The sequence below is a fragment of the Agreia sp. Leaf335 genome, assembly GCF_001423605.1.
Lineage (GTDB): Bacteria > Actinomycetota > Actinomycetes > Actinomycetales > Microbacteriaceae > Agreia.
Window position 1 is genome coordinate 545,201 of record NZ_LMOQ01000003.1, and the last position, 12,869, is coordinate 558,069.

The following is a 12,869-nucleotide window of genomic DNA, read 5'->3' on the forward strand; positions in this document are numbered from 1 at the left end:
GAGAGAGAGGGCGAGTCGTGGACGTACTGAACTGGCTCTTCAACGCCCAGCTGCATATCGGCGACCAGACGATTCTCTGGCGCGAGGTTCTGGGCAACGTCTTCGGCCTGCTGAGCGCTCTCGGCGGCATGAGGCGCAAGGTGTGGGCGTGGCCTGTCGGAATCGTGGGCAACGCGCTGCTCTTCACCGTCTTTCTCGGTGCGGTCTTCGGAACGCCCAACCCGGTGAATCTGCTGGGCCAGGCGGGCCGACAGGTGATGTTCATCGTCGTCTCCATCTACGGGTGGGTGCGCTGGCAGCAGGCCAAGCACGACGGCGGGGCGGCGGTCAGCCCGCAATGGGCCGGTTGGAAGAACCGGGTCTGGCTGATCGTCGCGCTCGTGGGCGGCACTGCCATCGTGACCCCGCTGTTCCAGCTCCTCGGATCGTACGAACCCGTGTGGGCCGACGCGTGGATCTTCGTGGGTTCGCTGCTCGCCACCTACGGCATGGCGAAGGGCTGGGTGGAGTTCTGGTTGATCTGGGTCGCCGTCGACCTGGTCGGCGTGCCGCTGCTCGTCTCGGCCGGCTACTACGCCTCGGCCTTCATGTACGTGTTCTACGGCGCGTTCACCATCGTAGGCTTCGTGATCTGGGCGCGCATCCGTCGAGATGAGAAACTCACGATCGAGACGCGCTTCCCCGATCCCACCGTGCACACCGACAACTCGAACTAGCAATAGGCTGGTTCGATGCCCGAAGTGACGAAGCCCGCCCCCACCTACACGGTGCGGCGCGCGCAGACGAGTGATGTGCCGTGGATCAAGGAGCTCGTGGAGCCCCTCGTTCAGCGACGAATCCTCCTGGGCAAAGATCTCGTCGTGTTCTACGAGGCGGTGCAGGAGTTCTACATCGCCATCGACGACGAGGGCAACCGCATCGGCTGCGGCGCCCTGCACGTGTTCTGGGACGACCTCGGCGAGGTTCGTACTCTCGCCGTGGCCGACTCGTGGCTGGGCAGGGGCGTAGGCCGGGCCCTTCTCGAGGCCGTCGAGGGCGAGGCTCGCAGACTGGGCCTCTCTCGGCTGTTCTGTCTCACCTTCGAGGTCGGCTTCTTCGAGCGCAACGGCTTCAAGGCCTCGCCGCTCGGCCTCGTCGATCCCGACGTGTACTCCGAACTGGTGCGCTCTCCCGACGAGGGCGTCGCGGAGTTCCTCGACCTCGCTCGCGTCAAGCCGAACACGCTCGGCAACACGCGCATGCTGAAGCACCTCACCTCGTAACATGCCGAACATCTGCGGCGGGTAGCCTGCTGCAATGTCTCCGTACCAGGTCTGCGTCTGCTTCATCATTCGGAGGAACGAGCGCGGAGTGCGTCAGGTGCTGCTCGGTCGCAAGAAGACCGGGTTGGGACTCGGCAACATCGTGGGACTCGGCGGCAAGATCGAGCCGGGTGAGACCCCGCTCGAGGCGATCGTGCGCGAGATCGAGGAGGAGTCGAGCCTGATCGTCGACCCCGCGCACGTCAACGAGGTGGGCTTCATCCGCTACGCCTTCCCTCACCGCGAGAACTGGAGCCAGGACTCGACCGTCTTCGTCGTCGAGTCGTTCTCCGGCACTCCGATCGAATCAGACGAGGTGGTTCCCGCCTGGTACGACGTCACCGAGCTGCCGCTCGACGGCATGTGGGACGACGCGAAGTACTGGCTGCCGCAGGTGCTCGCCGGCGAGACCGTGCACGCGAGCTTCACCTTCGGCGAAGACCTGAAGACCGTCTCCGAGTCGTCGTTCGACGCCGCCTGACGACGCCGAGCGAGTAGTCTCGTCAGTGAAGCCGGTGCTCGTGGTCCGGCTCACGATTGTCGTTCGATCAGCGTTGATTGGCACCTCTTATGACGAGTCCGTGGCTCGCGCAACCCCAGGCCGCGTCTAAAACTCCCCGACCCCTGGTCAGGGCATCCTGGAACCGCGCCCTTCAACGCCAACTCGACCCCGAACTGCTGCTCGCCTCGCTCGAGGTCGCCGAAGACGAGCTGAGCGACTATCGCCTCGCGCATCCGCTCGCCTCGGTTCTGCCGGTGATTCGTCGGCTTCTCGTGCGCGACGCCGACGACGACTCCGGGCTGCTGGTGGCCGTGGGGGATGCGATGGGTCGCCTTCTGTGGGTCGACGGCGATCGCGCACTGCGGCGTCGAGCCGAGGGCATGCTGTTCGTAGAGGGTGCGGGGTGGGCCGAGAGCCGGGTGGGTACGTCGGCCCCGGGAACCGCGCTCGAACTCGATCACGCCGTGCAGATCTCGGGCGGGGAGCATTTCAACCGCCTGGCGCACGAGTGGAGCTGCACCGCCGTGCCGGTGCACGATCCCGAGACGCGGCGCATCCTGGGCATGATCGACATCACCGGTGGAGCGCAGGCGGTCGACCCGCACACGCTCCCGCTGATGGAGGCGACGGCGGCGGCCGTGGAGTCGGAACTCATGGTGCAGCGCTTGCGGGCTCAGCGCGACCGCATCGGGGCCGTGACGCGGCCGGCGCCCCGGCGAGCGGCATCCGGTGCCGCGCGAGCGGATCGGGCGGTACTGCACGTTCTCGGGCGTGACACCGGCGAGCTGTCGGGCGGCGACGCGCCCCTGGAGTTGAGCGCTCGGCATACCGAGCTGTTGACGCTGCTGGCGTGGCATCGCCAGGGGCTCACCGCGGGGCAGCTCGCGGAGCTCGTCTATACCGAGGGGGAGTCGGCCGTGACCCTGAGAGCCGAGATGGTGCGACTGCGCAAGGTTCTCGAGCACGCGCACCTCGACCTCGGCCTGCAGTCACGCCCCTACCGGCTCACGAAGGCGCTCGAGCTGGATGCGCAGCACGTGATCGCCTTGCTCGATCGCGGCGCGCACAGGGTGGCCCTCGCCACGGCGACGGGTGCCGTGCTGCCCGGATCGACGGCGCCCGGCATCGAGGCGGTGCGCGACGAGGTGCGTGCGCGGCTGCGGGAGTCCGTGCTCACCGATGCCTCCGTCGACGTGCTGCTCGAATACGCGCGCTCGGCCGATGCGGTCGACGACGCCGAGGTGTGGACCGCCCTGCTCAGACTGCTGCCGCCGCGTTCCCCGCGCCGGGCCGGGATCGTGGCCCACCTCGAGGCGCTGGCCGCATCCTGAGTCGCAACCGTCTGCAACGTTGCCGAGCGTAGCGTCGAGAGAGTCTGAACCACAGGCATCCGACAACGACGTCGAAAGGCACACACGCATGACTGTCTACGCGAACCCCGGCACTGATGGGGCCGTCTTCTCTTACAAGCCGCGCTACGACCACTTCATCGGAGGTGAGTACGTGGCTCCGGCCAAGGGCCAGTACTTCGAGAACCCCACCCCGGTCACGGGCCAGAACTTCACCGAGGTCGCGCGCGGCACGGCCGAAGACATCGACCGAGCGGTCGACGCTGGCTGGAAGGCCTTCGACGCCTGGGGAAAGACCTCAGTGGCCGAGCGCGCGGTGATCCTGAACAAGATCGCTGACCGCATGGAGGAGAACCTCGAACTGCTCGCCGTGGCCGAGACGTGGGAGAACGGCAAGCCGGTCAGGGAGACGCTGAACGCCGACATCCCCCTGGCCATCGACCACTTCCGCTACTTCGCCGGCGCCATCCGCGCGCAGGAGGGTGGGATCTCCGAGCTCAACAACGACACGGTGGCGTACCACTTCCATGAGCCTCTCGGCGTGGTGGGACAGATCATCCCGTGGAACTTTCCCATTCTCATGGCCGTGTGGAAGCTGGCCCCGGCGCTCGCGGCAGGAAACTGCATCGTGCTGAAGCCGGCCGAGCAGACCCCCGCGTCGATCCATGTGTGGCTCGACCTGATCAAGGACCTGCTGCCCGCCGGTGTGCTCAACATCGTGAATGGCTTCGGCATCGAGGCGGGTGCACCACTGGCATCGCATCCGCGCATCCGCAAGATCGCGTTCACCGGCGAGACCACGACCGGGCGCCTCATCATGCAGTACGCCAGCGAGAACCTGATACCCGTGACGCTCGAGCTCGGTGGCAAGAGCCCGAACGTGTTCTTCGCCGATGTGGCCGACGAGAAGGACTCGTTCTACGACTCGGCCCTCGAGGGCTTCACCTTCTTCGCCCTGAATCAGGGCGAGGTGTGCACCTGCCCGTCTCGGGCCCTGGTGGATGCGTCGATCTACGACGGCTTCGTCGGTGACGCCCTCGAGCGGGTCAAGCTCGTGAAGCAGGGCAACCCGCTCGATACCGACACCATGATCGGTGCGCAGGCGTCGAACGACCAGCTCGAGAAGATCCTCAGCTACATGGACATCGGCAAGCAAGAGGGTGCCAAGCTCCTGATCGGTGGCGAGCGCAGCGACCTCGGTGGCGAGCTCTCGGGCGGCTACTACGTGCAGCCGACCGTGTTCGAGGGCGACAACTCGATGCGCATCTTCCAAGAGGAGATCTTCGGCCCCGTGCTCGCGCTGACCAAGTTCAACGGCTACGACGAGGCGATCGAGATCGCGAACGACACGCTCTACGGCCTGGGCGCCGGAGTCTGGAGCCGCAGCGGAACGCAGCTGTATCGCGCGGGCCGTGCCATCCAGGCCGGGCGCGTGTGGTCGAACACGTATCACCAGTACCCGGCCCACGCCGCGTTCGGCGGCTACAAGCAGTCGGGTATCGGTCGCGAGAATCACCGCATGATGCTCGATCACTACCAGCAGACCAAGAACCTGCTGGTGAGCTACGCGAATTCACCGCAGGGGTTCTTCTAATGCCGTATTCGATGCGCTCATGAGCCCGCGCGTCGAGGTGACAGGTGCCGCGGCAGACATGCTGCGGCACCTCGCCACCACGTATGGCCCGCTGATGTTCCACCAGTCGGGCGGCTGCTGCGATGGCTCCAGCCCCATGTGCTACCCGGTGGGCATGTTCCGTACCGGCGGCTCGGACGTGCTGCTGCAGACCCTCGAGATCGACGGACTCGATCCCATCGAGTTCTACATGTCGGCCAGCCAGTACGAGTACTGGAAGTACACGCATCTCACGGTCGACCTCGTCGATGGGCGGGGCAGTGGCTTCTCTGTCGAGGCACCCGAAGGCAAGCGCTTCATGATCCGCTCGCGGCTCCTGACCGACGGCGAGCTCGAGGAGTACGGCGTGGAGGCGCGGGCGTAGCTGAGCGAATGGGCGGAGATCGGCGCATCCGACGCCATATACGAGTCGGATGCGCTGAGCTCCGCCCGTCCTGCGCGCAGGCGCAGGCGACGTCGCCCACGCTGCCAGGCGTCACCGCGACGGGTCGGTCAACCGCGGCGAGCGGGGAACTCGATCGGTCTGGGCGACGCCCGAGCTGAAGACCGAGAGAGCGACGTCGCTGCGAGAGAGCCCGAGCCGCTTGCGCAGCGCGCCGTGCGCGGCGGGGGAGTCGATGAGTTCGGAGTGCGGCGAGATGGCCAGTCCCTGGCGGTGCGCGTGCAGCCACAGCCGCTGCAGCACCCGTCCTGCTTCGAGCGCGTGCGGTTCTGTCACGCCGATGCGGCTGTCCATGGCCTCGGTGACGCTGAGGATGTCGTCGATGCCGGCCGCCCGCGAGTTCGCCACCAGAACGTGATGGGTCGGCGCCCCGCGCTCGTCGGCAACATCGGTGGGCAGCGCTGCGTCGCGTCCAAGCCCTTCGAGGAGGCGGGCGACGGGACCGGCGACGGCCACGAGCGGGTCGCGCAGCCTCGCCCTGCGGGTGAACGGTGCCGCGATCCGGGCGAGCGGCCTCGGCATCACGAGCATCGCGTCGGTCATGCCGTCGCGGTGGTAGCGGGGGTGGCGCGGGTCGAGGCGCAGCCAGTGCAGCAGCTCGTTCGCCACCGTGGCATGTGACGCAGTGAAGGCTATGCCCAGCGTGCTGAGCTGCTTCATCGCGCGGTCGTCGAGGGATCGAAGGCTGAGCCACGGGGGCAGCTGCAGAGAATCGAGGTGCGCGAAGACCTCGGGCTCGCCCACGAGCGCGCCGCGGTACACGCGTCGTTCCCTCACATCGGCGGCGGTGAAGGGATGCAGGTTCGACGCGCCCTCGGTCGCATCGTGGTCGCTGGGTGCGAGGGCGACGCGGAACACGGGTCGGGTCGCGTCGGCAGGCCCCGAGATGGGCAGCGAGTCCAACTCCGAGAGGGCGGGGAGGACCGTGACGTCGGTGGCGAAGCCCGCCTCGGCGGCCCCGATCGCGAGGCTCTCGATCCACGCTCCGAGCGACATGATCACGTCTCGAAACGTGGGATCGCCAGCGGGCAGCGTGCGTCCGGGCACGATGGAGACCTCGATCGTGCCGTCGACGATACGGGGCGACCAGGGCTGCGTGTTGTGCGGAGAGGGAGTGCGGCTGGCGAGCAGGACCAGATCGCTCAGTAGCTCGGGGGAGGGTGACTCGCCGATCATGCGATTCCTTCGTCTCGGTCGATGGGTGTCTCTGTCGAGGACGTCGAGGACGTCGAGGACGTGGAGGACGCGGGGCGTCTGTAGAGCGTCGACCCGTGCAGCGGTCGGCCGCCGAAGCGAGAGAACTGCCGCGCCGAACCCGCGTTCTCGAGGCCGACCGTGGTGGTGCGCAGTCGCCGGTAGCCGCCCTCGGCGAGGTTCACCTGCAGTTGCCTGCTGAGCAGGGTGAGGATGCCGCGGCCCTGTCGATCGGGTTCGACGCCCTGAATGATCAGGATGGCCTCGCGGCGGTAACGCCCGCGGGTCAGAAGGAGTTCGAGCTGGCGCAGGGCCGTGAGTCGGCCCCGCGTCTTCTGCACGAACGGCGAGATGTCGGGAAGCACCAGGATGAACGCGACGGCCTCGCCGGACTCGTCGTCGCGGGCGAGCAGCAACAGCTTCTCGTCGAGCAGGAACGAGAGCCCGTCGGTTGCCGCCGTCATCTCGGCCGGAGTGATTCGTGTGTAGTACGGCAGCTGCTCGAATGCGTCGTTCAACACGACCAGCAGCTCGGGAATGAGCGTGTCGGTCTTCGACCTGTCACCGTATTCGAGCCGGATGCCGGCGGCGGCGAACTCGTCCCGCGTCGGAGCGGTCGTCGTCACGGAGCCCACGTCGACGCTCCAGGTCTGCGCCTGCTGAGTGCGCGAAAACCCCGCCGCCTCATAGACACCGGGAACCCATGCCGAGTTCCAGGCCGAGTCGACGAACCCGCGCTCGTCGAATCCCGAGGTGATGACCCCGGCCGACTGATTCGGCAGCAGCGAGACGGGGCCGAGAAGCTGCTGTTTGCCGGCCGACCGGGCCGACTCGTCGAGGTGCGCGAACAGCGCGTCTGCCGCGTCGGCGCTCGCGAAGTCGGTCGCCCCGAACAGTTGCGAGGTCACGCCGAACTTCTCGTCGAGCCGCGCGTCGGTGTGCACGGTCGACCGCCCGACGACGCTGCCTGCGTCGTCGCGCACCACGACGAGCCGCACCGGCTCGGGATGCGCGCTCGTGCCGCGATACCAGGAGCGGATCGTCGATTCGAGCAGTGGCACGGCTAAGTTCGAGGGCCAGAGGCGACCGGGCAGCGCGACGAACTCGCGAAAAGCCGCGTCGTCGGCGACCGTCTCGACCCTCACGAGCCCGACCCCGCGGCATCCGAGGTCTCGCCGAGAGGGGCTGCCGTCTCCGGCGCCACGTGCAAGCGGATGTAGCCGGCCGTGCCGTTGCGGGTGTCCTTCGTGATCCACTGCATGAGGTGCCGGTGTCCTGGCATGCGCGCGAAGGCCAGCAGGTCGTCGCGCCGCTCGAAGAAGGCGAGCGTGCCGAGCGTGAACGGAAACTCGTAGTAGGTGGTGAACCACACGTAGCCACGCATTGTGACCATGCGCGCGATCATCGGGTAGTAGATGCGCGTCAGCGCGATGAGCGCGGCTGGGCCGGTGTATTTCGTGGCTCCCACGAACATGGCGCGGGCGTCGGCGATGGGGCGAGGGTCGCGTGTCGGTCGTCGCGGCCTCGTCGGGCCGTGGCCCGTCGGACGCTCGGTGGATGCGGCATCGACCCTGGGCGGCTCGGTTTCGCGGGCCGCCTCGACCGAGGTCGGGGTGAAACGCTCGATATGGCCCATACGGCCGTCTTCGGCGCGCCAGATTCCGTTCGTATATCCGGATGGCTCGGCCTCGAGAACACGGCCTGTCGGATGCGCGCCGCCGAGTCTCAGCCACGGCTCGAGGCGCGCGGGTGCGGTCACGAGTGCATGATCCAGCTGGTCGCGGGTCGAGAAGTACGAGGCGATTCCGAGCGTGCGCGGAGACCTGCGGTAGCTCTTCTGCCAGAGAAAGCCGGGGGAGTCGGCGAAGTGAGCCGCCAGCTCGAGCCGCGTGCGGCGGGCCCGTCGCGCATCCGCGGCAGTGTCGAAGCGGCGCTCGACGACGACCATCGCCTGAGCCCGGCCCTGTAATGGTGCGAGCGAGAAATCGGTGGAGCGCATCAGATGGACCCGCTCATCTCGCCGCCGGGCCGGAGGAGGGCACGCCGCCCCGATCGGCCTCGTCGACGAGGTAGACGTTCTTGATCTTGCGTGGGCCGCCCTCGAAGACCCCGGATCCGAATGCGTGCACCTCGATACGCACATCGCTAGCCGTCGGATCTTCTTCGAGCGACTGGGCGATGTCGCGTGAGACGGAGGCCAGGTGGGCGAGCACTCCTGCCGCCGAACGGGTCTTCAGATCGTCTATGGCATGGTCGTCGAGCGTCACGCTCTCACGCAACTGGAGATGGATGACCGGTCGCTGCTCGAGGTTGCCGATGTCGTCGAGGCTCAGCTTGAACGACTCGATCTGGTTGGCATGCGGGTTGTCGAGATAGAGCCCGTTCTCGACGTCGAGCGGGTAGATGTTGGCGCCCATGTACGAGATGGTCGAGTCCTTGCGGCCGAAGAGCAGCACGAAAGGCAGCTTCATGCGCTGGGTCGAGAAGGCGCGTTCGAAGGCGAAGCCGAGGCGCGGATACTTCTGGGCGTAGGCCTGCATCTCGGGGAACGTCACGATCTTTGCCTCGTCGCCGATGTTGTAGCGCAGCTTCGGACTCATGATGGCCATGGAGTTGAGCGTGACGAGCAGCTCGTTGTCGTCCGTGGTCTCGAGGTAGGTCTCGAGGGGGTTGTACTGGAAGATCATCGGCGTGCGCTGCTCGCCCTCGCCCAGCACGTCGCGGCGCAGGGGCTCGTTGGCCACGAGGGCGCGCCGCAGCCAAACCGAGAGGTCGCTCTCACCCGACATGCCGATGGTGAGGTCGGATGCGCCGTAGCCGGAGTAGACGCGGGTGAAGCGGTCTTCGAGGTAGTCGCGGAGTCCCTCGGTGAGGGCCTCTCCGCCCACAAAACCGTTGAGGTCGTAGGAATCCCAGTCGAAGCCCTCGGAGTCGAGCCGATCGCGCAGGTGTTTGAGGAAGGGCGGGTAGGCGCTGATGAGGTAGACGTAGCCCGGGCCGAAGTGCTTCAGGGTGTCGACGATCTTGTCGATGTCGGGCCCGGTGTTCTTGACCATGGCGATCTTCGACATGGCGAGACCGGTGTTCGTTCCCGTGGCCCACGCGCCCATCGAAAAGGCGTTGATGCAGAAGAGCTTCTTGGTGCCGAACAGCAGGGTGATGTAGCCGGCCACGTTCTTGTGCACGGTGTCGAGTTCGCGCTTCGAGCGCATCCAGTTGTAGGGCTTGCCGCTCGACCCACTCGATTCGTCGACCACGGTGCCCACAGTCAGGATCTCGCCGTTCCAGCAGCGCTCGGCCTCGGGGTAGCGGTTGACGTAGTCGGCCTTCGACGTCGGCCGGTAGTTCGTGAGCTGCCACCAGCGGAACGAGAACCTCTGTTCGTCGAGATAGTTCCTGTAGGCGGGCACATCGAGGTAAGCCTGCTGGCAGACCATCCACGCGTTCAGCCTCGCGAAGCGCTCCATCGACGGGTGATAGTGCCGAGCGGTGAAGCGCCAGAGCGCCGGGTGGAGTCGATAAATCGCGTACGCCGTGGTGACGACCGCGGTCGCAATGCGCAGCGCGGCCTGCCGTAGTGCACTCGTTCGTTGAGGCCTGGCCACGAAAGTCCTTCCGCCGGAGGGGTAATTCACCCTACAGTCGCGCCAATGCGGGTGTCGGGAGCATCAAGCTCGTAGCCTAGGGTCATGTCGACGATCAAGAATCCCGTCGGACCGGAACCGAGCAAGGTCTACTGGCGCCGACGCCTGATCGTGCTCGCCGGTCTTCTCGCCGTGATCGCAATCATTGTGCTCATCATCGTGCGCCCCGGCTCGTCTTCCCCCGCCGGAAGCTCGGCCACTCCGCCCGCACCGGCGACGAGTGCCCCGGCGACGACCTCCCCTCCCGCAGCGGCCGGCGAGCCGCAGAACGTCGAGGCAGCGGCACCCGCCGACGGCCAGACTGCCGCGTGCGATGCCGCGAACATCCAGGTGACTCCGGTGACCGATGCCGACACCTACGCCGCAGGGGTCAACCCGCAGCTGTCGCTCAGTCTCACGAACACGGGTGGCACGGCCTGCTCGATCAACGTGGGCACGGCCCAGCAGGTCTACACCATTCGAAGCGGCGAAGAGCAGTACTGGGTGTCGACCGACTGCCAGGCCAGCCCCACCGACATGCCCACCGTGATCGATGCCGGTGCCACTCTGGCCTCGACGCCGTTCGCCTGGGATCGCACCCGTTCGACCGCCGACACGTGCTCGTCGACCGATCGGCCCCAGGTTCCCGCGGTCGGCGCGTCGTACCACCTCGACGTCTCCATCGGCGGATTCGCGTCGACGGTCAGCAAGCAGTTCATTCTCGGCTAGTCGAGCCTGTTCGGTTGGGTTGGCGCTACCCGCGTCGGATCGTGTCTGTCGCCCGCGCCGAACGACGACGTGCACGCGATCGCAGCGCGATCAGCGCGCCGCCGGCCAGCAGCATGCCGAGTGCTCCGAAGGGAACAACGGGAGGCAGCGTCACGCCTGTGGCAGCGAGCGAGCTGCTCGCTCCGGAGATGCGCGGGTCGACCGCGCCGTTCCCCGCCGCGGGTGCGGTGTTCACCAGGTGCACCGCGCCGTCGCGGACGACGACGCTCGGCGTGTATCCAGCGGGCAGGCCCTCGAAGGCGAACGACGCGAGGTCGACGTTCGTCGCCGAGCCCGAGTAGGTGGCGATGACCTGGTCGTCGGCGGGCACGAATCCGTTCGCAAAGCGGGTCTTCACGACTCCTGAGACGGTGAGGTCGCCGGCGACCGAGATCGCGGCGGACGACGAGTCGATGCTCAGATCGAGTTCGCCCCCGGAAAGAACGGAGAGGGTACCTCCGACAGTGACCGGCGCCGTGGCGCTCTCCGACAGGATGCCGCCGGCGACGCTGATCGGCCCGGTTCCGAATGCGGTCGGCGAGGTGCCCGCGAGCTGGCCTCCTTCGACGACCGTGCCGCCCACGTACGAGTTGTCGCCGGTGAGGGTCAGGACACCCGTTCCCTGCTTGGTCAGCGACCCCACGCCGTCGATGTCGTTGCGCCAGCTGTCGGCGCTGCTGAAGCCACCCGCGGCCGCGTCCATGGCGACCGTCACATCCGTGGAGAAGGCGCTGTAGCCGTCCGCCGCGGCGAAGAGGTTCAGCCGGCCCCACCCCTCTGAGTCGTCGAGCAGCGCGTAGCCGGAAGGCAGTGCGGTGGACTGGAGCACCCAGCGGCGCTGGTCTGCACTCAGGTAGGGCAACCGCGTCTCGAGCAGCACCTCGGCCCCCTTCGGCACGACAGCCGTCTTGGTCGTGTCACCGACCCGGGGCAGACCGTAGGTGAGGCGCTGCTCGTAGAGCGTCTCGTTGCTTCCCCGGTCGGCGAATGCGTCGCTGCCCGACGGGGTGGTGGCGAACAGCGTGGCGGCGTTCGCGCGCGCGCTCTGCTTGAGGGCGGCGTTGCCCGGCTGGTTGAGGGCGGCCGCGGCCACAGCGGTCGACATGATGCGCCCGCCGATCACATCACCGGGGGAGTGCATGCCGGCGACGATGCGGCTGTTGCCGATCTCCGACGCGCTCGTGAGGATCTGCTGGAACCGCTCCGGTGCCGCGTAGGCGAGGGCGTAGCTGGCCAGGTAGCCCGCGTTGGTGTGCCCGCTGGGGTAGCCACCATCCGACTGCCATTCGGCATCCGTCTTCTCGGCCGGAACGAGTGTGGGCAACACCTCGACGCTGTCGCTCCAGCGGAAAGGGCGAGCGTAGTTGTAGAAGCCCTTCGCGGGGTTGGTCGATGCGGCGCTGTTGCGGAACTGGTTGACGAGGTCGACCATCGGTCCGTAGGTGGTGCCCGAGTCGGCCCAGGTGCCGTTCGAATTGCCCGCGTCGTCGTACTTCACGGTGGTGGCGTCGGCCGGAATCTGGTCGGGAATCGTGGTTCCCGCGTTGCTGCCCGCGCGGAACGCGTCGGCGAAGGGGCCGAGTCCGTCGATGGCCGTGTAGTTCTGGTTGCGGCGATCGATCAGATAGGACTGGGTGGATTGATCTGCCGTGCGCGACTGGGTGATGCCCGCAGCCGTCGCGATGTTCGCGTCGAGCACGCCCTGGTTCTTGATCGTGCCCACGCTGGAGGGGATGAACTTGCCGTTCGCGTCGAACTGCGCGGTGGGGTTTGCATCGGGCGTCCAGTAGTCGAGCATCGGAGAGAGCAGGCCGATGGCGACGTTGCTCTGAGGCGTGTTGTTGGCCGTCGTGTTGCTGGCCCAGGCGTCGACGAAATAGCGACCCCAGGCATCCGGCTGCGCGACGATCGAGTCGCTCGGCGCCGCCTGCGCGGGTGCGGCGACGCCGCAGGCGACGGTCGCGGCCAGGGCCGCCGCGATGGTGATGCGGATGCGACGGGTGCGGCGCGTGTGGGACGGTGCGTTCATCGGGTGAGGCTCCAGGAGAAGTCGTTGC

The 12,869-nt window shown here is 67.3% G+C and carries 12 protein-coding genes; 7 read left to right on the forward strand and 5 right to left on the reverse strand.

The genetic code is table 11. The annotated features are described in order from the left end of the window. The first annotated feature begins 17 nt into the window (after nt 1-17). The 6 genes from pnuC (at nt 18) to ASF79_RS12890 (ending at nt 5,149) form a co-directional block, all read left to right on the forward strand. Nucleotides 18-716 (forward strand): nicotinamide riboside transporter PnuC, encoded by a 699-nt coding sequence (pnuC, locus tag ASF79_RS12865; RefSeq protein WP_055855439.1) that lies wholly within the window; start codon nt 18-20, stop codon nt 714-716. 15 nt (nt 717-731) lie between these two features. Beyond that, nucleotides 732-1,262, forward strand: a complete 531-nt coding sequence (locus tag ASF79_RS12870) for an amino-acid N-acetyltransferase (protein WP_055855441.1) — start codon at nt 732-734, stop codon at nt 1,260-1,262. 34 nt (nt 1,263-1,296) lie between these two features. Next, the gene (locus ASF79_RS12875) at nt 1,297-1,782 is read left to right on the forward strand and encodes an 8-oxo-dGTP diphosphatase (protein WP_082495881.1); all 486 of its coding nucleotides are present in this window, start codon (nt 1,297-1,299) and stop codon (nt 1,780-1,782) included. A gap of 89 nt (nt 1,783-1,871) precedes the next feature. Further along, nucleotides 1,872-3,134: a helix-turn-helix domain-containing protein gene (locus ASF79_RS12880; RefSeq protein ID WP_055855443.1), complete on the forward strand. Its 1,263-nt coding sequence runs from the start codon at nt 1,872-1,874 to the stop codon at nt 3,132-3,134. 88 nt (nt 3,135-3,222) lie between these two features. Then, on the forward strand, nt 3,223-4,746 hold the full coding sequence (exaC, locus tag ASF79_RS12885) for an acetaldehyde dehydrogenase ExaC (RefSeq protein ID WP_055855444.1): 1,524 nt from the start codon (nt 3,223-3,225) through the stop codon (nt 4,744-4,746). Between the two features lie 19 nt (nt 4,747-4,765). Next, nucleotides 4,766-5,149, forward strand: coding sequence for a DUF779 domain-containing protein (locus ASF79_RS12890; protein WP_055855446.1), 384 nt, complete (start codon nt 4,766-4,768; stop codon nt 5,147-5,149). A gap of 111 nt (nt 5,150-5,260) precedes the next feature. Here ASF79_RS12890 and ASF79_RS12895 read toward each other — a convergent pair whose 3' ends face one another. The 4 genes from ASF79_RS12895 to ASF79_RS12910 are packed head-to-tail and all read right to left on the reverse strand — an operon-like array spanning nt 5,261 to nt 10,026. Further along, nucleotides 5,261-6,403: a hypothetical protein gene (locus ASF79_RS12895; protein ID WP_055855449.1), complete on the reverse strand. Its 1,143-nt coding sequence runs from the start codon at nt 6,401-6,403 to the stop codon at nt 5,261-5,263. Then, on the reverse strand, nt 6,400-7,566 hold the full coding sequence (locus ASF79_RS12900; RefSeq protein WP_200933580.1) for a hypothetical protein: 1,167 nt from the start codon (nt 7,564-7,566) through the stop codon (nt 6,400-6,402). Before ASF79_RS12900 ends, ASF79_RS12895 begins: the two co-directional genes overlap by 4 nt. Then, nucleotides 7,563-8,420 (reverse strand): hypothetical protein, encoded by an 858-nt coding sequence (locus ASF79_RS17115; RefSeq protein WP_156366250.1) that lies wholly within the window; start codon nt 8,418-8,420, stop codon nt 7,563-7,565. Before ASF79_RS17115 ends, ASF79_RS12900 begins: the two co-directional genes overlap by 4 nt. 13 nt (nt 8,421-8,433) lie before the next feature. Continuing rightward, the gene (locus ASF79_RS12910) at nt 8,434-10,026 is read right to left on the reverse strand and encodes a phenylacetate--CoA ligase family protein (protein WP_156366251.1); all 1,593 of its coding nucleotides are present in this window, start codon (nt 10,024-10,026) and stop codon (nt 8,434-8,436) included. An 84-nt stretch (nt 10,027-10,110) separates the two neighbouring features. Between ASF79_RS12910 and ASF79_RS12915 the strand changes: the two genes are divergently transcribed. Then, the gene (locus ASF79_RS12915) at nt 10,111-10,773 is read left to right on the forward strand and encodes a hypothetical protein (RefSeq protein WP_055855453.1); all 663 of its coding nucleotides are present in this window, start codon (nt 10,111-10,113) and stop codon (nt 10,771-10,773) included. Between the two features lie 25 nt (nt 10,774-10,798). On the opposite strand, the gene ASF79_RS12920 is transcribed toward ASF79_RS12915, so the two are convergent. Further along, nucleotides 10,799-12,841: a phosphatase PAP2 family protein gene (locus ASF79_RS12920; RefSeq protein WP_055855455.1), complete on the reverse strand. Its 2,043-nt coding sequence runs from the start codon at nt 12,839-12,841 to the stop codon at nt 10,799-10,801. Nucleotides 12,842-12,869: the final 28 nt, after the last annotated feature.